This is a genomic window from Desulfobacula phenolica, assembly GCF_900105645.1.
Taxonomy (GTDB): Bacteria; Desulfobacterota; Desulfobacteria; order Desulfobacterales; family Desulfobacteraceae; genus Desulfobacula; species Desulfobacula toluolica.
The window spans coordinates 162,752-185,072 of record NZ_FNLL01000001.1; the positions used below are offsets into that span (position 1 = coordinate 162,752).

At 40.2% G+C, this 22,321-nt stretch carries 15 protein-coding genes; 9 read left to right on the forward strand and 6 right to left on the reverse strand.

The genetic code is table 11. From position 1 onward, the window contains the following. Position 1: 1 nt before the first annotated feature. From BLT94_RS00640 to BLT94_RS00665, 6 genes are all read right to left on the reverse strand, one after another. Positions 2 to 982, reverse strand: coding sequence for an ABC transporter ATP-binding protein (locus tag BLT94_RS00640; RefSeq protein ID WP_092229453.1), 981 nt, complete (start codon positions 980 to 982; stop codon positions 2 to 4). A gap of 268 nt (positions 983 to 1,250) precedes the next feature. Then, a complete protein-coding gene (locus tag BLT94_RS00645) occupies positions 1,251 to 1,826 on the reverse strand; it encodes a hypothetical protein (protein ID WP_014956733.1) in 576 nt (191 codons plus the stop codon). Positions 1,827 to 1,969: 143 nt separating this feature from the next. Beyond that, positions 1,970 to 2,725, reverse strand: coding sequence for an energy-coupling factor transporter transmembrane component T family protein (locus BLT94_RS00650; RefSeq protein WP_014956734.1), 756 nt, complete (start codon positions 2,723 to 2,725; stop codon positions 1,970 to 1,972). Next, the gene (locus tag BLT94_RS00655) at positions 2,713 to 3,468 is read right to left on the reverse strand and encodes an energy-coupling factor ABC transporter ATP-binding protein (protein ID WP_014956735.1); all 756 of its coding nucleotides are present in this window, start codon (positions 3,466 to 3,468) and stop codon (positions 2,713 to 2,715) included. The genes BLT94_RS00650 and BLT94_RS00655 overlap by 13 nt, the downstream gene beginning before the upstream one ends. A 26-nt stretch (positions 3,469 to 3,494) precedes the next feature. Continuing rightward, entirely contained in the window at positions 3,495 to 4,001 is a 507-nt protein-coding gene (locus BLT94_RS00660) for a biotin transporter BioY (protein WP_245742885.1), read from the reverse strand. A gap of 48 nt (positions 4,002 to 4,049) precedes the next feature. Next, positions 4,050 to 4,997 (reverse strand): biotin--[acetyl-CoA-carboxylase] ligase, encoded by a 948-nt coding sequence (locus tag BLT94_RS00665; RefSeq protein ID WP_092229455.1) that lies wholly within the window; start codon positions 4,995 to 4,997, stop codon positions 4,050 to 4,052. A 468-nt stretch (positions 4,998 to 5,465) separates the two neighbouring features. Here BLT94_RS00665 and BLT94_RS00670 point away from each other — a divergent pair, with 468 nt between their 5' ends. The 9 genes from BLT94_RS00670 to BLT94_RS00710 all read left to right on the forward strand — a co-directional run bounded on the left by BLT94_RS00670 (position 5,466) and on the right by BLT94_RS00710 (position 22,254). Continuing rightward, positions 5,466 to 6,980: a cache domain-containing protein gene (locus BLT94_RS00670; protein ID WP_175530220.1), complete on the forward strand. Its 1,515-nt coding sequence runs from the start codon at positions 5,466 to 5,468 to the stop codon at positions 6,978 to 6,980. A gap of 25 nt (positions 6,981 to 7,005) precedes the next feature. Beyond that, positions 7,006 to 8,409 (forward strand): sigma-54-dependent transcriptional regulator, encoded by a 1,404-nt coding sequence (locus BLT94_RS00675; RefSeq protein WP_092229459.1) that lies wholly within the window; start codon positions 7,006 to 7,008, stop codon positions 8,407 to 8,409. 264 nt (positions 8,410 to 8,673) lie between these two features. Further along, positions 8,674 to 9,051 carry a hypothetical protein gene (locus BLT94_RS00680; RefSeq protein WP_245742887.1) on the forward strand — a complete coding sequence of 126 codons (378 nt, stop codon included), beginning with the start codon at positions 8,674 to 8,676 and terminating at the stop codon, positions 9,049 to 9,051. A 141-nt stretch (positions 9,052 to 9,192) separates the two neighbouring features. After that, positions 9,193 to 11,496, forward strand: coding sequence for a methyl-accepting chemotaxis protein (locus tag BLT94_RS00685; RefSeq protein WP_092229462.1), 2,304 nt, complete (start codon positions 9,193 to 9,195; stop codon positions 11,494 to 11,496). 204 nt (positions 11,497 to 11,700) lie between these two features. Next, entirely contained in the window at positions 11,701 to 15,186 is a 3,486-nt protein-coding gene (locus BLT94_RS00690; RefSeq protein WP_175530221.1) for a hybrid sensor histidine kinase/response regulator, read from the forward strand. A gap of 759 nt (positions 15,187 to 15,945) precedes the next feature. Then, positions 15,946 to 17,463 carry a sigma-54 interaction domain-containing protein gene (locus tag BLT94_RS00695; protein ID WP_092229465.1) on the forward strand — a complete coding sequence of 506 codons (1,518 nt, stop codon included), beginning with the start codon at positions 15,946 to 15,948 and terminating at the stop codon, positions 17,461 to 17,463. Between the two features lie 274 nt (positions 17,464 to 17,737). Beyond that, positions 17,738 to 19,240, forward strand: a complete 1,503-nt coding sequence (locus BLT94_RS00700) for a BCCT family transporter (protein ID WP_245742888.1) — start codon at positions 17,738 to 17,740, stop codon at positions 19,238 to 19,240. Positions 19,241 to 19,321: 81 nt separating this feature from the next. Further along, a complete protein-coding gene (locus BLT94_RS00705) occupies positions 19,322 to 20,743 on the forward strand; it encodes a trimethylamine methyltransferase family protein (protein WP_092229466.1) in 1,422 nt (473 codons plus the stop codon). A 56-nt stretch (positions 20,744 to 20,799) separates the two neighbouring features. After that, entirely contained in the window at positions 20,800 to 22,254 is a 1,455-nt protein-coding gene (locus tag BLT94_RS00710) for a trimethylamine methyltransferase family protein (protein ID WP_092229468.1), read from the forward strand. Positions 22,255 to 22,321: the final 67 nt, after the last annotated feature.

Genomic DNA, 22,321 nt, shown 5'->3' on the forward strand with positions numbered 1-22,321 from the left:
TTTATGCCTCCTCCCTTGTCAATTTCCGGAATATTTTTTCAAGGGCCTGGGATTCTTTTTTGAGTTCTACAATGATCCAGTCCGTTTCTTTGATTTTAAGGTATATGTCTGATCGCAAATCCATGGCGTCAGAATTATTATATCTATTATTATCTGTACTGGTATCTGAATTGCCGATCTCAAAAGAGAGAGTGTCATCTTCACCTGAATCAACGGTTTTCACATCAAGATTTGAATGGATACCCTTTAAAAGTGATATGGCATCGTCTTTTAACGCTCCTTTAAGAGATAGTTTGATCAAAGAAGTTTGTGCTGCATTTTGTTTGAGATGTGCAGTTGTATCATCGGCAACCACTTTTCCTTTGTTGATAATGGTGATCCTGTCGCAGGTGGCCTCAGCTTCACTCAAGATATGGGTGGAAAAGATAATTGTTTTCTCTTTTCCAATGGTTTTAATAATATCCCTTATTTCAACAATCTGGTTTGGATCCAGCCCTGATGTGGGTTCATCCAGAATTAAAATTTTTGGATCAGTCATCATGGCATGGGCAAGGCCTACCCTCTGTTTTAGCCCTTTTGAAAGATTGGCAATGGGTTTGTCCATAATGGCAGACAGTCCGCAAAGATCAGATAATTGCAAAAACCTGTCATACCTGGTTTCCTTATCATTGATTCCTTTTATCCTTGCAACATAATCCAGGTAGTCATAGACCAGCATGTTGTGATAAAGTGGAGCTGATTCAGGCAGATATCCGATTAAGGATTTGATCCGGATGGCATCTTTTGGCATTTGCAAATCATTTATTTTTATGGACCCTGAGCTTGGTTTGAAATATCCGGTTAACATTCTTAAAGTAGTTGTCTTTCCGGCACCATTTGGACCAAGAAGACCTAAAATTTCACCTTTCCGGATCATCATGCTGATATTGTCCACAGCACAGAAATCTTTGTAGTACTTGGTCAGATTTTGAACTTCAATCAACTTGTCCTCCTTCATTATATAGTATTGAGAGTTGAGGGATGAGATTTTTTTGCATATATCAAACCTTATGTCTTGTTCTTTTTATATTAATACCTTGAAAAATCCAAACAAAGACGTTCTTGTTTTGTTGTGGACAAATCAAGTTGAGCAGATTGCAGTATGAAATGTCCAGGTCTGCCTGCAGCAGTTTATATAAAAGAACTTTTAACCTGCTGAAATTAAATATCTTTCATTGTTTGTTTCGGCAGAGTGATCTGCCATGGCATTATTAAAAATCTTCTAAAACTTTGCTTTTATCAATAAACAGTGCAAGGTCTTTTTCTGTTTTTTGACAGGCAAATACGGCTTTTTCAATACGCCGGCAAAAAGGATCATCTTTACCAAGTATATTAACAGCTTTCTGGTAAAGCTCTTTTCCCCGGTTGAAATGATTAATAACCTCTTTTTGCAGGACTTTTCGTTCTTTGTGCCTTAGTTTTTCAGAGTTGATAATGGATTCAAGCTTTTTGACCGAATATTCAACAAGTGCATCCCGGGGGGTTCCATAAGCCTGGGAAATAGTGCCAAGGGCATCAATGGTTTTTCGGCTTAACACAAAGGTTTTCTGTTTCCTGGGAATTTTTTTAAATTGCCTGATGCGAATGGTTTTTGCAAGGCTGTCCAGGGCGTCCATGTCTTCTATGATGTGATCAAACAGAGATTTTTGTTTTATCCCCATATGGATGGCAACAAGCCCGATTGCATCAATGGCTTTCTGGGAGAGTTTGAAGGTAGCCCGGACGGATTGTTTTCCCCTGAGGTCAAGCATGTTTGAATCAGGGAATTGATCTTCTGTTTCTGACATAATGCGCTCCTTTCCGGAGATTATATGATTAAATTTGTTTCATTCAAAATAGTAATGAAACTATATCATGGTTCGAATTTTATCTTAAAAAATTGTGATGATCAATGGGAAATATGAAAGATGACCGAAAAATAATTTTAAATTTATAGACAGGCAAGACTTAAAGACAAAATAAGACTGCCGGCAAGAAAATAGATTTCATTTCCAGAGGGTGTGAATTCAGGATCTGTCCTGTCATCGCTATAGCATCTTGATTCCATTGCAAGAACCAGGCTGTCGGCAGACAGGAAGGTTTTTTTCAGCAGTGGACAAACAAGACGGATGATTTTTTTTACAGGATTTTTTTGAAGATCTCCGCAGCGTGCTTTCTGGGCATCAGATATCTCTTTGGCCTGTTTTAGAATCACCGGCATAAATGCAAGCGACAGGCTTATCATGACAGCTACCCGTTTTTCAGGCACAAACGGGACGGGTTTTAAAAACCATTGAACCGCACTTTTCACGGCAGACGGTTTGGTGGTACAAGAAAACAGAAGTCCCGTCAACATCACTAAAAAAAATTTAAAGGCCACAAGCCCCCCTTCATTCATACCCTGTTCAGTGACTGACAGGCCGTAAAATGAAAAAATAACATGACCTTCCACGGTAAGTGCCCGGGCAAGGAAAATAAAAAAGAGCAGCAGTATGAAATATTTAATGCTGTTCAATAGTGAGAATAAGTCAAGCCCGGCAGCTTTAAAGAAAACAAGTAAAATTAAACCATAAACGCCACTGGCCAGAAGATGCGCAGAGACCATGGAGATGCTGATAAGGCAGATGATGAAAAATTTAACCCTGGCATCCAGTTTGTGAAGCATGGAGTGCCCCTGCCGGTATGTAAAGGGTATCAGGTCAGCCATGGTTGTATCCCCAGTCCGAATTTCGAAGAACAAGGCTCTTTGATACCGTATGATTCCAGGCATCGGATAAGATCACAGGGCTTGCCGTCTTGTTTGATCCGTGCATTTTCCATGATTATGAGTCGTGTTGCCTCACAAATAACAGTTTCCATATCATGGGTTGCAATTATAATGGTGTGGCCGGATTTATTCAGATCAACTATGGTGGAAAGAACCTGAATCGTTCCAGGATAATCCAGGTTGGAAAAAGGCTCGTCAAACACAATCACTTCAGGATCCATGACCAGGATTCCGGCAATGGCAAGTTTGCGTTTTTCTCCCCCGGAAAGATTGGACGGATTTTTATCCTTTAAATGAAAAAGATTCAGATCTTCTAAAACCCGGGTGACTGTTTCATTGATTTTTGCGCGGTTGAATTTTAAATTTTCAAGGCCGAATGCCACCTCATCAAACACGGTATCGCCGATAATCTGGGTGTCTGCATCCTGGAATACCATGCCAACGGTTTTTCTGGTTTGAACCAGATGCTTTGATACCTCACGGCCGTTTACCAGTATACGTCCCGAATCAGGCATCAACAGGCCGTTCAAATGCCGTAAAAAAGTTGATTTGCCGGACCCGTTTTTTCCGGCAAGAATAATAAATTCTCCTTTATAAATGGACAGGCAGATCTCTTTGAGTCCCACATAACCGTCTGAAAATGTATGGCAAAGGGTGTCTATATCGATTATTTTTTCCGGCATCTCAGCTGTTTTTTTCAAGAGTTTAATTACAATTTGATGACTGGTCTTAGGCTTTTTGCAATAAATGCCGCTGCAATGATTTTAAGAACATCACCGATCAAAAACGGAAACATGCCGACGGCAACGGCTTTTTCAAGGGTCATGGCAGTGGCAATTTTCAGCCAGAAAACCCCTGCTCCGTAAACAATCAAAGACCCTGTCACCATGGCAATCATATCGGCTGACATTCTTTTGCCCAATGCTTTTGAAATTCCGGCAGTGACAAATACCGCAGGCAAGTACCCTAAAAGATATCCGCCTGTGGGCCCGAACAATTTGCCAATACCCGATGTTCCCCCGGCAAATACCGGCAGGCCGGCAAGACCGATCAACAGATAAATGGCCACACAGGCAACAGCCCATACCGGGCCTAATATGATTGCTGCCAGAAGAACAAACATGTTCTGAAGCACTATGGGAACCGGTCCGATGGGGATGGCAATAAAAGCGCCAATGGCAATAAAGGCAACAAATAAAGATGTGTATACAGTCATTTTAAGCTGTTTTGAACTGTTCATATGTATTTTTTTATATGTATTCTTTCAGGTGTGAAAACAATCGCCATAAATTATTTTTTTTATTTCCCCGGTGCTGTCCTGAAGCATCAAGGCACCGGTTTCGTCCACATCAACAGCCAGTCCTTCATGCATATCTTTTAATGTTTCGATTCTAACTCGGCTGCCAATGGTGGAGGTCTGTTCTTTCCAAAGGTCAATAATCTTATGGCAGTCTATGACTTGAATCCTGGATTTAAAATCATGCAGAAAAGTTTCCAAAATTAATTTGCGGGACACGGGTTTGCCTAATACGTCTTTTAAGGAAACAGCTTTGGGCTCATATTTTTGAGGCTGGTTATTGACATTAATGCCGATTCCGATATTGACAAATTCAACCATATCCCCACGGGTTTCCATCTCGGACAAAAGGCCTACAAGTTTTTTGTCGTTCAATAAAAGGTCATTGGGCCATTTGACGCTGACATTCACATCAAAGAGCCGTTTTAATGATGTTGAAAGACTCAGGGAGGCTGCAAAATTATAAATATAGGCCAGTGGCGGGGGGGTATCTGGTTTTAAAATCAGTGTAAACCACAGTCCGCCTTTTGAGGAAAACCATTTGCGGTTCAGCCGTCCCCTGCCCGTGGTTTGATTTTCTGCAATGACCACGCTTAAGTGGGGGGCATCTTTTTTTGCAATGGCCCTGGCCTTATCCATTGTGGATTCAAGTTCCTGGAAATGGAATATGTTTGTTTTAAATTCTGAGGAAAAACAAAAAGGCAGCAACAGGTCGTCGGGGTTGAGCAGAGCATATCCTTTGGGACATGATTCAATCTCGAACCCGGTTTGCTTGAGTGCCGTGATATGCTTCCACACAGCTACCCTTGAAATATCCAGAGAATCGCTTAACCTGACCCCGGACACCGTGTCTGCCTTTGCCTGGTAGAGAATCTTTAATATGTCATGCTTGATATTTTTGTTTGTGTTAACCATATTGAAATGGAATAGTTAACAGAATTGAAATTTCAGGTCAAGAGATAAATATCAAAAGAAAATAAGGGGATGGCCTTGATATAAAAAAGGTTGACCCTTGTCCTTTCTATATAGAGGAAAAAACTTATGTTTGAGAACTTATAATTGGATAATGGTTTTTAATTAGCTATTCTTTTGTTTTTTTCAGATCTTGAGTAAATGCTGAAAATTTTCTGATTTTATATTTTTCCGCTCCGACTTCATCTATTTTGATTAAGCAAACTGAAATTTTGTCTTTATGAACGTCTAAACCTCAACAAATTGGGTGAATAATTTGAATGAATGTGCTATCTGATTTCTTGATCATGACTATCCCCTATCATTTTTGTTTGGAGAAATAAAAAAAATGATAGTTATTACTGTTTTTTTTATTTTGTAATTGTTTCATACTTCGCTGTGTTCACTATGGCATGTGGGTTATATAAAAAAATGAAATTTTTATTTGCAGGTATTATTTCAATTATATTGGTTTTCACAGGTTCTGAAATTTGGGCTCAAAAAAGCCCTTATGATTGGGCATTGATTCAATTGGATTATGTGCGTCAGGAAAAGATTGAACATTTAAAGCGATTTACTGAACGAATGCACAGCTTTGCTCAAAAAGCTGCAAACGATGAAAAAATGATTGCTTTTTATGAAATGAATCGGAAATATTTCAATGCTGTGAAGACTGAAAAGATACCTTCCTCACTTGCAGATAATATTGAAAAAGCGAGAGATTATTTTAACAGGTATTACATTGCAAATTATTATTTTTTTCGTGATATTTTATTTGTGGATAAGAAAGGTGTCGTTTTCTATACTATCCGAAAAGAAGTGGATAATTATACCAATCTTGTGAACAGTAAAGAATCAATCGGCTTGCTGGCCAATGTAATAGCTGATAACCCGACCCAGGAAGTGTTCATTGATTTTTATAACTATAGCCCATCATCGGAGCCGACAGCTTTTTTTGTTGAGCCGGTTTTTAACAGTGATGTTCAAGTCGGCTGGATAGTTCTTCAATGCGCTGTGAATAAGTTAAACTCGATTTTTGCATCAACAGATGATCTGGGACAGACAGGTGAGACCTTTTTGGTTAATCATGATGGTTTGATGCTTACTGAGTCATATTTTAAAGGATATTCCACAATACTGAAAGAACACCTTGATGACAGAAATATCAAGGTAAAGTTTAAAGAAAAAAGAGGGTATCGTATTGTTGTGGACTATCGGGGAGCAAGTGCCTTAAGTTCTTTTGAGGTGTTTGAGTTTTTAGGTTCAAAATGGTTGGTTGTGGCAAAAATAGATAAGGAAGAGATAACAACACAACATTATAAAAGTCACAATAAATATTACAGAAACAGGTTGTTTAGATATTTGCAGGAACATTCCTTACAACCGCCCAACGGTGAAAAATTAAAAACAGGCGGCTTGACTCTCCGGGTGGATATGGATGAATTTTTAAAGGCTGAAAATAATGAAATTCTTGAAACTTGGGGGGTTTCAACGTGTACGGCTCTGTTGGCCGGTGTGCCTGAAAAATTTGCTTATCTTGCACACATAAGTCCGAAAGATAAAATTTATAACCGCAACGATACTAATTTGCTGTCACAAATTACAAAAAAGATTCAAAGTTTTGATATTTATCATTGCGAAAAAAGAAAGGTTGAATTTGTCGTTGTGGCGACTCACCTTGACAGCTTGACAAATATTATAAATCATCTGATCGAGGATGGTTTTTTTCTTTCCCAGATACGCATAGCCTATAACAGCGGGGCTAAGTCAGCAGCAATCGCTTATCAATATAGCGATAATGATCTGGTCATTGCCTGGACAATGAATCATAAAAAAACTACTTTTGTTTTGCACGGAATTAAGGATACGGTTAATATCGGTAATGTTGTTGAAGGAATTATGTTAAAGGAGAGTAAAAATTTTATTGTCCTGAAAATGGACAAATAATTTATTCTAAAGGAAATTATGCATTATGCCAAAAGTACTAATTATTGATGATGATGAGTTGATATGTGAGACTTTGGTCAAGGTTTTCAATCGAATGGGGTATGATATATTTTATCAACTGACATTAAAAGATGGATTGGAGCAAATTTTTGCCGATAATATCGATATTGTTTTTTTAGATGTAAGTTTGCCGGACGGCAATGGTCTTCAAGCCATAAAAAGTATAAAAAAGCATCCTTTTGCTCCTGAAATAATTATTATAACGGGAAATGAAAATATTGACGGAGCAGAGCTTGCCATTAGATCCAATGCATGGGATTATATTTCGAAAACAGGTTCTATGAAAAAATTTAAATTTGCTCTGGACAGGGCATTTGAATACCGGAAACAAAAGCAAGCTGTACAATCAAAGCATACGGTTAAAAGAGATTTGATTATCGGTGAAAGCCCACTGATATTAAGCTGTATTGATAAAGTCTCAAAAGCTGCTGTCAATGATATCCCCGTATTAATATCGGGTGAAACAGGAACCGGCAAAGAGTTGTTTTCAAGGATGATTCACATCAACAGCAAACGATCTCATGCAGGATTTATAGTTGTGGATTGTGCGGCCTTGCCCGAATATTTGGTCGAAAGCACTTTGTTTGGTCATGTAAAAGGTGCATTCACAGGTGCGGATTCCAGTAAAGCAGGGTTAATGGAAATGGCGGATAAAGGCACTTTGTTTCTTGATGAAGTGGGGGAACTGCCTTTAAATATACAAAAAAAATTTCTCAGGGCGCTTCAGGAAAAACAGTTCCGGCCTGTAGGGGGTCAAAATGAGATTAAAAGCGATTTTCGGCTGATCAGTGCAACCCACCGTGATATAGGAGCCATGGTGAAAGAAAATAAATTCAGAGAAGATTTTTATTTTAGAATATTTTCAATGAATATCCATCTGCCTCCGTTAAAGGATCGAAAAGATGATATCAAACTCATTGTTCAGAATCATTTATCCAACAATAAAAATTTTTCAAAAGAAAATTTATGCTCGGTTTCAGATGAGTTCCTAAGAGAACTTCAAATATACGATTGGCCTGGAAACGTAAGAGAGCTTATAACGATAATTGATCTGGCCCAGAGTGAAGCCGGTGCTGGCAGCATCCTTTTTCCGCATCATCTTCCCAGCCATCTTCGCGTATTTAACATACGAAATAAATTTGATAACTCAACTGTCAGGGATATGTCTGAGGATTTTGTTTCACCTGCCGTACAAAACATTGGCAATACTTTGAAATTTAAAGATTATATTGAAAAAATGAAATGTGAGTATCTGCGTGTTTTATTGTCGAATGTACAAGGAAATATACAACATGCCTGTAAACGCTCCGGTCTCTCCAAAAGTCAGCTTTATCGTCTGATGCAGCAGTATGATTTGAAAAATAATTAAGTTTGTCCTTTTTTTGCGATTGTTTCATCATTGCGACAAAGATCATAAAACAACAACATTGTAATGAAAATACAACGGATTGACTTTTTTTCATAAGTTAAAAAAAATAAAATCGTCCTGTCTGTGAGATAAATAAAAAATAACTCATATTCTAATATCTTGAAATAACTACATTTTATATTTTTTTTAGTGGCACATATTTTGTATGTATCTGTGTGATTTTGAAATACAAACTTAAATATTTTTTATAAGAGCATGCAAATAATGAAATTTATTCTTTTTATTCATAAGGCTTCTTCCAGAAAAGGAGATGTATTGAAAAGCATTATTGAAGAAAATTTCAATAATGTTGAAATTCAAATATTTCAAACCTTTGATTTGTTCAAGGCAAGATTAAGACAGGTCTCAATTTATAACGATGAAATCTATGTTTTGCTTGCAGATTCAAAAAATAGAATGGAAAAATTGACTTTGTTTATTGATTTGCTTAAGGACAGACGTATTATTTTGATTCTTCCTGATGATTCAAAAGCTGTTATATCAATTGCCCATCATTTTTTTCCACGGTTTGTTACTTATATGAATGATACATATGTTGATCTTTGCGAAGTGTTGAAAAAGATGATCAGCCTGAAAAAATAAAGACCAAAGCAAGCGATGCCCGCAACCCAAAAGCTGAAAAAAGTTACCGATGAAAAAAGTTAGAAAAATTTTATAACATACGTTTAAAAATGAGGCACTAATAATTTACATTAACATAAAAGTTTAACTAGGAGGATTAGTATGGAAAAGCTAAGTTTGGGATTAAAAATAGCATCAGGATTTGTCTTGTTGCTGATTATTGCGGGTATGCTGGGTGTAATGGCCATCTGGAATATGGATAAAGTGGAAACACAAAGCACCATGCTGGCCAATGAGTATGTACCTGAAGTTGATGTTGCCGTTGAGTTGAGAGGTGCGGTAAACCGTGTGATGTATGAGATGAGTGGATATGGTTTTACAGAAGATGAAAAATTTTATACCGATGCGCAAAAAGAGATGAAGGCCGTGGAAAATGCCTTGGAAAAAGCGCGAAAACTTGAGGCACAATCCCCAAATCTGAAAGCCCTCAAGGGCCAGATTGAGGTGGCAACCCAAGCGTTTGATAATTATGGTATGCTTGTTCAGAAGACTGTGGATACTTTTGTAAAAATGGATAAAGAAAGAAAGGCTTTGGATTCATCAGCCGTAAAATATATGCAGAACTGCAATGATTTTCTGGGTGCTCAGAATGCAGCGTTTAAAAAGGATTTGAATGAACGGCAGGAAAAAATAATCGTTGTTACAGATGTCGTAAAGCTGGTATCCCGTGTCCGTATTGATAATTTCAAGGCCTATGCAGCAAATGATTTCCAAGGCATGAGAGAGGCTGGAAAACTGATTCTTGATGTGAATAAAAAATTGGAGTCTATCAAGCCGATAACCCGCTCATCCGAGAATATCAGACAGATTGATATCATTGAAACCTGTGCAAAAAAATATGCTGAAGCAATAGACGGATATGCCACGACAAAGGAGGAAAAATATCGCCGGGATCTGGATGCTGTGGCAGGTAAATTTACCATGAATTGCGAAGAGTTCCTGAAGAACCAGAACCATTCCTTGACCAGGGAGATGCTGGAACGTAATTCTAAAATAAACATAGTCAATGATATTATTGATCTTGGAAATGACACTCGGATAGGAGTGTTTAAATCCCAAGCTCTGCGAAGTCCTAAAATCATTGAAGAAGCACTGGATAATTTTCCAAAAATTGAAGAAAAGTTTGAAGAGCTGAAAAAAATAACCCGTTTACCTGATGATCTTGATAGGATAAATGTAGTAAGGTCTGAAGGGAATGCCTATAAAAATGCCATGAAGGGTTTCCTTGGAAACTGGATTGCCTTGCAGGAAGTTGGAGAGCAAAGAGGATCGGCAGGCCAAGTTGTTATTGATGCCTGTAAAACAACAGCTGAGGCCGGTCTGGATGAAACAGACAAAATTGCCAAAGGAGCTGTGGCATCTCTTTCCAATGCATCAACTATCATGATTATCGGATTGATTGCAGCGCTTTTGATCGGTGCAGTGGTGGCATTTTTTATTACCAGAAGCATTACCCGGCCGGTCAACCGTATTATTGCCGGTCTGAATGAGGCATCCAATCAGGTGGCATCGGCGTCAAGCCAAGTATCTTCTTCAAGTCAGGGTATGGCTGAAGGTGCCTCTCAACAGGCGGCCTCTATAGAGGAGACATCTTCTTCCATGGAGGAAATGTCATCCATGACCAAAAAAAATGCCGAGAATGCAGGGCATGCGGATGGGTTGATGAAGGACGCTAATCAAGTTGTAGGTACTGCCAACACATCCATGGAGCAATTAACAAAATCAATGGAAGATATTTCCAGGGCCAGTGAAGAAACATCAAAGATTATTAAAACCATTGATGAAATTGCCTTTCAAACAAATTTGCTGGCCCTGAATGCAGCCGTTGAAGCTGCAAGAGCCGGTGAAGCCGGTTCTGGCTTTGCCGTTGTTGCCGATGAGGTGAGAAATCTTGCCATGAGAGCTGCAAGTGCTGCAAAAGATACAGCCGCACTGATTGAAGGAACGGTTAAAAAAGTGAATAACGGGTCTGAACTGGTTTCAACTACAAGTGATGCTTTTAGTAAAGTTGCCGAAACTGCCGTCAAAGTAGGTGAAATTGTATCGGAAATATCCCAGGCCTCAAAAGAGCAGTCTAATGGTATTGAACAGGTAAATACAGCCATAACAGAGATGGATAATGTTGTTCAGCAAAACGCAGCCAATGCAGAAGAATCTGCTTCAGCGTCTGAAGAGATGAGTGCCCAGGCAGAGCAGCTCAAGGAGTATGTGGACGAGCTGGTAGAGCTTGTTACTGGCAATAAAAACCAGGAAAATACCGTCCAACGTCACAATAAAATAAAATCAGTTTCCTTAAAACCCGAAAAAAGGGTGTTTGGAAGAAATAAAGTATTGACGCAGAGTTTAAAAGAAGTTCAACCGGATCAGGTCATTCCTTTTGATGATGACGAATTTAGAGATTTTTAGTTTGACCGGTAGTAGTTAATAAATTTAAGCGTTCAGGGTTTTATACGTATATCATGCCGTTTGAAATGCCTGAACGCTGATCAATAAGCACCTGGACTAAAGTTTCTTCCGATTTTACCTTTGAAGATAGCCTTTCAGTCAGCGGAATTAATTGCTATGTAGATGATGAAACTTATGTTCAAGCACTTAAATCTTGGTATAAATATGACAAAAACTGAATTCAGGGATCATTTCAATTTATTTTTTTCTATTCTTTCTGTTTTAGTAATTATAAGCGTTTTATATATAGTCAGTCGTTATAATTATCTTATTTTTCATACACTTGCAGAGTTTTTTTCAATCGTTATTGCCTGTAGTCTATTTGTTATAGTTTGGAATACAAGGAAGACAATTGAAAATGATGCTCTTGTATTTCTTGGAATAGCTTACTTATTCATTGGTGGCTGTGATTTGTTTCATGCTCTCAGTTATAAAGGCATGGGTACTTTTGGACCCGAGCTGGGAGCTAATCCTGCGACACAATTATGGCTTGTTGCCAGATATATGGAAAGCATATCTCTTTTTTTATTCCCATTTTTATTTAATAAACGCATAAACTTTACACTTGTATTCTGGGTTTATTCAATTATATCTGTCATTGCATGTTTTGCGATATTTTTTTGGAAAATTTTTCCGGCTTGTTTTATAGAAGGCTTTGGACTTACGACATTTAAAAAGACCAGTGAATATATAATATGTCTTTTTTTAGCCCTATCACTCTTTTTTTTACACCAAAAACGAAATGTATTAGACCAAATTGTTTACAAACTATTGTTTATGTCCATCGGGATGACAATAATTTCTGAGCTGGCGTTTACTTTTTATATAAGTGTTTATGGCTTTTCTAATTTTATTGGGCATTTATTTAAGATTTTTACTTTTTATCTGGTTTACAAAGCTATGGCCTATACTGGACTCAAGAAGCCCCATGATTTGTTATTTAAGGAACTCAGAGATAAAGAACAATGCTATAGGCAAATGTTTGAAACAAATCAGGCTGTCAAACTTATCATAAACCCTGAAAATGGCTCTATTATTGAAGCAAATGAAGCTGCTTGTAATTTTTATGGATATTCAAAAGAGGAGATTACCTCTTTGTCAATTTTTGATATTAATGCTTTAACTACCGAGCAAGTGGTAAAAGAAATGAATAAAACCAAATTTGAAAATAAGCTGGTTTTTAATTTTCCTCACAGGCTTGCTTCTGGGGAAATCAGAGAGGTCGAGGTGTATTCCGGTCCTGTTCAATCTGGTGAAAACACCTTCCTTTATTCAATAATTCAAGATATTACAAAGCGCAAACAAGCTGAACAAAAGATAAAAAGTCATGCTGATAACCTGAGTATTATATTCAACAGTGTGCCCAATATCCTTGCTATTGTCAATGACAAGGGGAGGATTGAAATGATTAATAATAAAGGAACTGCTTTTGGGAGAAAAGAAAAAGAAGAGTTTTTAGGGCTTTGGGGTGGTGAAGTTCTCAACTGCTTGACTTCCTTTGACGGCAAAGGGTGTGGTAGAAATAGCGATTGTTCTGAGTGCCCTGTTAGAATGAGAGTTATGTCCACCTTCAAAACAGAAAAATCACACATTGATGAAGAATGCCAAATGACATTTTTCATTGATGATAAGGAAATGTTTTTGAATTTTCTAATATCCACTTCTCTTTTAAAATTGAATGGTGACAAAAAGGTTTTACTCTCATTAACAAATATTACTGAGCGTAAACAGTCTGAGCAATCATTGATTGAAAGCGAGATTCGATTCTCCGAAATGTTTGAGCATATGTCGAGTGGTGCTGCTGTTTATGAACCAATAAAAAAAGGTGATGATTTTATTTTCAAAGCATTTAATGCTGCTGCAGAAAAGATTACTCGTATTAAAAGAAAAAATGTTTTGGGGAAAAGACTGTTGGAAATATTCCCTAATATGGACAAAACAGGTTTTTTGGATGTCTTACAGGAAGTTTGGAAATCGGGAAAAGAAGTTCACTTGGAACCATTTTATTACAAAGATAATGTTCGGAAAGGTTGGAGAGAAAACAGAATTTATAAATTGCCTTCAGGAGAAGTCGTGGCATTGTTTGATGATGTCACGCTAAGAATAGAATCAGAATCAGCAATAAAAAAAAGTGAAAAAAAATATCGAACCTTATTTCACAAATCTAATGACGGTATAATTGTTCATAATCTGAACGGGCAAATTCTTGACATCAATAATAAAATTGAACAGATGCTGGATTATCAAACAGACGACTTTACACAATTGAATCTTAAAGAACTACTCCCTCCTTTTGATATGGAAATATTGAAAGAAGTTTTAGAAGAAACAAAAATAAAAGGTTACACAAAATTTGAAACGAAACTGAACCGGCATGACGGATCAATAATTGATGTTGAAGTCAGTTCAAGCATTGTTGATCAAAACGCTGGAACAGTTCAGAGTATTGTTCGCGATCTTACGGATCAAAAAGAAATGGAAAAACGTGTATTACACTCTCAGAAGATGGAATCTATTGGCAGTCTGGCAGGTGGCATTGCTCATGACTTTAATAATATCTTATTTCCCATTGTAGGTATGTCGGAAATGCTGCTTGAAGATATGCCAGAGCAAAGCCCTGTACATGAAAATGTGCAAGTAATTTTAAAAGCCGGACAAAGAGCTGCAAAACTCGTACAACAGATTCTTACATTCAGTCGTCAAAATGAACATAAAGTTATTCCGGTTCGTATCCAGCAGGTTCTAAAGGAAGTGTTAAGATTAACCAGATCAACCATTCCTTCCAATATAGAAATAGTTCAACAAATTCAGCATGACTGCGGCTTGGTCATGGCAGATCCAACACAGATACACCAGGTTGCCATGAATATTATTACCAATGCGTTCCATGCCATAGAATTTGAAGGTGGTATAATTACTGTCTTGCTGAAAGAAATATTATTAGAAGGTGATGATTTGGTTTCAACCTCTCTTGGATCTGACAGATATGCCAAATTGAGTATTTCTGATAATGGACATGGAATATTACCTGAATTGATGAATAAAATTTTTGAACCTTATTTTACAACCAAAGGGCAGGGAAAGGGTACTGGGCTTGGGCTTTCAGTAGTCTACGGAATTATTAAAGATCATAAAGGGGAAATAACGGTTGATAGTGAACCCCAAAAAGGAACCACCTTCAACATATTTTTACCAATAATGAAAAAAACGTCCGTTGTCAGACAAATAAAAGCCGGGGATCAGCCAACCGGAGATGAACGTGTTCTTCTTGTGGATGATGAAGAATCTATCATAAAAATTTCATCACAAATGCTCATTCGTTTAGGATACAAAGTAACATCCTTTGTAAACAGCCTTGAAGCATTGGAAGCATTTAAAGATAAACCTGATACTTTTGATATTGTTATCACCGATATGACCATGCCGCTTATGACCGGCAATCAGTTGGCAAAGGAACTGATGACCATTAGACCGAATATTCCAATTGTCATGTGTACGGGATTTAGTGAAAGCATAGATCAGGAAAAAGCAAAGGCTTCTGGTTTCAAAGGTCTTTTAATGAAACCCATTTTTAAATCAGACATGGCAAATATGGTTCGAAAGGTTTTGGATAAAGCAAGTCAAGATTTACAATCTGTTTGTTTTAAATAAAAATTTTTAACATAGGGAAAAATGAAAGATTCATTACAACATTCCATTATTTTTTGTTTAATACCATGGTTTGATCTCAATCTTAGTTGTTGATAAATTGCTTTAATTTAAACACACTGTATCCTTGATTATAACTTAAAAATCGAGATCTTATTGATTGTGGTTCAAATTTAAAATTGCTGAAATTGTACTTGACAAAATGTTCAGAGGAATCACAGTCTGCGGTACAGACACCTGTTGTTGATTGCCGCATAGTCTTGGCACAAATTGTCTAATTATTTTGATCAAGTCCAAAGTTTTTCACAATAATTTGACCTATTCAAACAAGGATATCTTAGCAGGTGTATATGGAAAAAAATATCAACCTGCAGTCAAGTTGACTCAATGATTCGTTTTGCCCGGTAAACGGTTCTTTTTGTGTTAACCATATTGAAATGGAATAGTTAACAGAATTGAAATTTCAGGTCAAGAGATAAATATCAAAAGAAAATAAGGGGATGGCCTTGATATAAAAAAGGTTGACCCGTGTTCTTGTTGTCGGTAATCTAAAAATGATTTAACATGTTTACCATAAGCCTTTTGGGGATGTGATTTGTTTCCGGGTATGGTGGTTTGTTTGGCGACAATTAACTGTGCCCCACAAGAAGAATTCCTAATAACGCCCATTGCAGATTGACTTGCCACAACAAAAAATAAAAGAGATTTGATTCCAACAGGTTAAGAGTTCTTTTGATAATGAAAATTACAAGGAAACCACAAATGTCCTTTGTTGAAAATTTTGATTCGTCCAGTTTGCTGGACATGGAACAAATTGATTTTTTATCGGTATTGAACCGGCTGGATGACGGGGTTATTATTGCGGACATTAACGGGGTCATCCTTTTTTACAATGCTGCACAGTCCAAGATAGACGGGTTGGCGGCAAAAGATGTGATCGGGCGCAAAGTCACCGAAATTTACAGGCTCAACAACCGTACCAGCATGATCATGCAAGCCATTGAACGTCATGCTGCCATCAAGAACAGGGCTTTTTTTTACCAGACCTGTTCCGGAAAAGTGGCCAACACCATTACCAGTGTTTATCCACTGTTAAAAGGGAAAACCATCAACGGTGTGATCTGTCTTGTCAAGGATTACGAATTGCTTTACAGGTCAACCCCCATGGCGGCCCTCACCGAATCCCGTCCGGATCTCGGCAACGGCACCAGGTACACCTTTGCCGACCTTATCGGCAAAGGATCGGATTTTCAGCGGGTGGTGGGGACGGCAAGAAAGGCTGCATCCTCTCCTTCTCCCATCATGATCCAGGGAGAAACAGGAACCGGCAAGGAACTCTTTGCCCAGTCCATTCACAACCACAGTCAGCGCAGGAAACAAAAATATGTGGGTGTCAATTGCGCTGCCATTCCCCGTGATCTGCTGGAGGGACTGCTCTTTGGTACTGCCAGGGGAGCCTTTACCGGTGCTATGGACAAGTTGGGCCTTTTTGAAATAGCCCATGGCGGCACATTGTTTCTTGACGAACTTCTGGCAATGCCCGTGGATCTTCAGGCAAAACTGTTGAGGGTTCTGCAGGAAAAATGTGTCCGGCGGGTGGGCTCTGCCATGGAAACTCCTGTGGATGTCAAGATTATCAGTTCCGTGAGCCGTGATCCCCGCACTGCCATCCGGGAAGGTGTGTTGCGCATGGATCTTTTTTACCGGCTGGGGGTGGTCATGGTCAAACTGCCCCCTTTAAGAGATCGGCAAAACAGCATGGGTGAACTGGTCAGCCATTTTATTGAGAAATACAACAACCGGCTGGGAACCCATGTGAAACGGATTTCCAGGGAAGTTCTTGAGCTTTTTTCAGCTTATCAATGGCCCGGCAATATAAGAGAGCTTGAGCATTTAATAGAAGGGGCCATGAACATGGCGGGCCGCGAGGAAATTATAGGAATCGAACATTTTACACCTGGACTGGATTGCCTGGAACAGGTCGATTTTACAAGTCCTGAGCCTTCGGATTTCATAGCCCCAGGCCTTGGTGTCCCTTCCTTTGGGGAACCTGACCTGACCCTTGATCCTGACCCACCCCTTGATCCTGCTCCAACCGGAAACCTGTCTCAGACTCAGGCCGACCGGGAAAAATCAGCCATCAAAACCGCCCTTTCCACAGCAGGGGGAAACGTAACCCTGGCGTCAAAAAAACTGGGGATTTCAAGGCAGTTGCTTCATTATAAAATTAAAAAACATGGGCTTTGCCGCCTGGACTTTATTTCTCGCCCGATCAGATAGTCAAAATTTTTTCATGTGAAAGTTTTTTTTCTTTTTTCTTGCCAGGATAAGTGAAAATTTTTTTTCTATCCAATTGTATTTAAAAATACCGGCTATCTTTAGAGTCAATATTTCATATAATATCAATTAGTTGTGCTATGTTATGAATATGGCAATGTTAAAAACTGAACTCTGGCATGCAATCTGCAATTATCCCATATTAAGTCCACCGGCCTGATCGTATGAAGGGTCGTCAGGGTGGAGAGAATATAAACCGATTTTACAGGAGTTAAGTTTGAAAAAAGCCATGAATTCAACAAAACCATTTGATCCTTTTGTGTTCTGGGTTTCCGCCTCTGTGACCATCCTTTTTGTCCTTTGGTCCATCCTCTTTCCCAAGAATATGACCATCGTTATCAATGCTGTTTTCAGCTGGACCACCACCCAATGGGGCTGGCTCTATCTGTTGACCGTTTTTGTGCTGGTCATAGGCTGTTTTATGCTCATGGGACGAAAATACGGGTCCATGAAACTGGGACTTCCCGGCGACAGACCTGAATTTTCTAATTTTTCCTGGTTTGCCATGCTTTTCGGGTCTGCCATTGCCGCCGGCATTGTATTCTGGGGGCCTGCCGAACCAGCTTACCATTATATGAGTCCGCCTCCCTATTTTGGCACAGATGCAAACACCCCGGCCGCCGGTGCCAATGCCATGACCTACTCTTTTTTTCACTGGGGCTTGAGCGCCTGGTCCATTTATGCCATGCTGACCATTGCCATTGGGCATGCCTGCTTTACCAGAAATCTTCCCTTAAAATTTTCCAGCGCCTTCTACTATGTCATCGGCGACAGAATTTACGGCACCTGGGGAAAGATTCTGGATATTTTTGCCGTGTTCGCAACCCTGGGCGGCCTTGCCACCACCACGGGATTTGTGGCACTTCAGCTGTCAGCCGGTCTTAAATATCAATACGGCTTGCAACTGGGGCCTTCCAGCACCTATGCCATCATAGGAGTTCTAACCGCCATTTTCACTTTGTCGGTATACACCGGACTTCAGAAAGGGGTAAAGTTTATCGGCGATATTAACATGTGGGTTTTTGTGCTGGTATGGTTTTTTGTCCTGATCTTTGGTCCCACCATCTTCCTGATCAACCTGACCACCAATTCCCTTGGCCAGTATCTTCTTCATTTTGTTCCCATGAGCCTGTTTACGGCTCCGGGATTTGAAGGTAATTGGATCGGTTCCTGGACGGTTTTTTACTGGGCATGGTGGATGAGCTGGGCACCTTTTGTGGCTGTTTTTATTGCACGGATCTCCAGGGGAAGAACCATTCGCCAAACCGTTGCCGCCACCCTGATCCTTCCCACCCTGGGAAATTTTCTCTGGTACGGGGTTATCGGCGGTGCAGGCATTCATTTTAACGTCAGCGCCATCATGAAAGAACACGGTATGGAAAGCGCCATTTTCGCCATTGCCCAGAGCCTTCCCATGACCGGGATACTGTCTGTTGCACTGATTTTTCTTATCGGCACCTTCTTTTTAACCTCAGCCAATTCCGCAGCCATCTCCCTTGCCATGTTTGTTTCAGGCCATGAAAATCCGGGTCGGAACCTGAGAGCCTTCTGGGGAATTGCCCTGGGAGCTGTGGCAGCCGTTCTGGCCGGAAGCGGCAGCCTCAAAGCCATTCAGACCGCATCCATTGCAACGGCTTTTCCTCTGATGTTTTTGTTGCTGCTGGTACTTTACGGAACATTCAGGGGGTTGAACCAATACAAAAAAGACAACCCGGCATAAATCATCTTTTCCGGGCCTTTTTTCCGGCCCGGGAGCTTATGCATTGAAGTGAGGGGATTGGCCCTTACAGGAGCAAAGACAATGTACGATCGAATGCAGGAACTGAGTGCAAAGAATATAAAAAAGATTCATGATGCCACCCTGGCCCTTCTGAAAAACAAGGGCGTTTCATTTAAGGATGAAGAGGCACTGGATATTTTTAAAGCAAACGGGCACAAGGTGGAGGGAACCATTGTGTTTTTTAAAGAATCCCATATTCAAAAAGCTTTAAAAACTGCACCCGGGCGATTCACAGTTCACGCCAGAAACCCGGAAAAAAGCATGATGGTCGGAGAAGATGATTTTGTCTTTCTGCCCGGATACGGCGCTCCTTTTATTATGGATGTCAATGGCAAACAGCGCCGGGCCACCATGGAGGATTATGATAATTTCTGCAAATTAATCCAGACATCTGCTTACATTGACATGAATGGCTGGATGATGGTGGAACCGGTTGATATGCCACATGAAACAGTTCATCTGGATCTGAACCTGTCCAATATGCTTTTGTGCGACAAACCTTTCATGGGCAGCCCCATCTCCCGCCAGGGAGCTTTGGACGGCATTGAAATGGCCGGAATCCTCTGGGGCGGCAAGGAAAAGATCATGGACAAGACCGTGTCTGTCTCTTTGATTAAAACCCAGTCTCCCTTGACTTTTTCCGGTGAAATGGCAGGTGCTTTTATCGAACTTGCCCGTCATAACCAGGCCTGTGCAGTGGCTTCCCTTGTCATGGCCAATGGTTTTGCTAACTTCAGCCTGGCCGGAATTCTGACTCTTCAGAATGCGGAAATCCTGGCCGGCATTACCCTGGCACAGCTGGTCAGACCTGGAGTTCCCGTGATCTATGGGGCCACTTCTTCTGTCATGGACATGAAAACCGGCACTCTGTCCATTGGAGCGCCCGAACTGTCCCGGAACATTCACCTGGTGGCCCAGATGGCAAGGTTTTACAACCTGCCTTCCCGGTCCGGCGGCGGTTTGACCGATGCCTTGTGTGTGGATGCACAGGCAGGTGTGGAGTCAACTCTTGCCCTTTCTACGGCTGCCAGAAGCGGGATTAATTTTATCCTTCATTCCTGCGGTATTCTGGGTTCCTATATGGCCATGAGTTTTGAAAAATTTCTCATTGATGAGGAAGTCTGCGGAATGGTGCGAAATATGATCCGCCCCATGGTTCTTACCGATGATTCGATTGATCTTGGCCGGATCAAAGCCATGTGCGGCAACGATGCATACCTGACCCATCCCAGGGCTTTTCAGTTGAGCCGAACCGAATTTTTTGCTCCATCTCTAATGAATCGTAAAAATCCTGATGCCTGGGGCAGTCAAGGCAGGCAGCGGATTGATCAGATTGCAGAGGACAAGGTGGCCCAGCGCCTGGCGTCATACGAGAAACCGGACATTGATCCGAAAATTGAAAAACAATTGACAGAATATGTTGAAAACCGAAAACACGCATAAATTTTTTTTCACGAATTTATTTTTATTTTAAAACAAATCAAAAAGGAGATCAAACCATGAATGACAGGGCTAATGAACTTTTCAAAGAGGGATTAAAGCATGAAGAAAGTTACGATTTTGAATCTGCAAAAAAAGTATACAAAGAACTTCTGGCAAATGTTAAAGATTCAAAAACAGCAGAAAAAACAAGATCACGAATGGAAGATATGGATGACCTGATTGCTGAAAAAGATATTTACAAACGCATTGATGAAAACGGCAAAAGGGTTTTGACCGATATTGGTATCAATATTGCCGAAAGCCAGGAATTGATGGATATTCTTGTGGAGGCCGATGCCATTGATTTTGAAAGCGATACGGCAGTATTTGTTCCGTTGAAAAGAGATTTTATCGACAGGTGCCTGGAAAATATCCCCCGGGGAATGCCTGAAGACCCCGGAATGAACTGCTTTGGAACAGGTGCGACCCCGCCGTTTTTAAAGCGGCCCGGAGACGAAGAACTGCGGGCGGCGAGCAAGGACGAATTCAAGCGGATTGTTCAGGTTGTGGGTGAACATTCCGATACTGCTGGAATTTTCAGTCTCCCTGTGGCTTTTGACAAGAGTATCTCCAGCTATGAGGTTGCAAAGCTCATGGAACAGGGGTTTGCGGGACTGAAAATGACCACAACCAAAGCCATGACCGATGACGAGATTCTTTTTTTAAAGGGTAAAGACCACTGGCTTGACGGAACCAGCCTGATTACATCTCTTGCTCCCATGCCCACCATGGTTGACGCCTTTCTTAGAAGTGCCAGGACAGGCACGAATCTTCTTTTGCTGGATCTTACCATTGCAGGGGCTTCAGGGCCGGGAAGTCCGGAAGCTCTTCTGACCCAGATTCATGCCCAGGTTATGTTCATGATGGTATTGGCCCAGACGGTAAACCCGGGTGTTTCCTGCATGCACGGCGGTATTCCCGGAGTCGTTGAAACCGGCGGCGACCTGTCTTACAGTTCCCGGCATCAGCCTCTTATCAATGCTGCCATGGCAAGGCTGAACACATGGATTACAAAGTTCCCTTCAGCCCAGTCAGGGGGAAGCACAAGCATATCGGAAATGAATGAAACCGCTGTCATGGAATCTGAATTGAGCAGAAATACCTTGCGCAAATACGGGAGCCATATCATTCGTCATTCTTTGGGGGCAATGGGAAGTTTGAATTTTTTCAGCATTGAAAAATTTGTGGAAGATTGTGAACGGGAGAAAAGATCCTGTAAAATATTTAATGAAGCGCCCAAAGACAAGGGGATTATACCACTTTATTTTCCGGCTGATGACAAGACTCTGGACGGCATAAAAGAGATTGCTGAAAAAGGGAACCCAAAGAGTGCGGAACATACCCTGAGAAATGTTGAATCATTCATGAAATGGGAAAAAACCATTAATGATGCGGCAATAAAAAAACTCTACTATCCCCAGCTTAGCGACACGGTTATCGAACGTATCCGCAAAGGAGAAATGATTCCTTGATTTTCAATATGAAAAAGTAAAGGATAATAAAGGCCATGGCAGATTGAGCCGCTACAACAAAAAATGA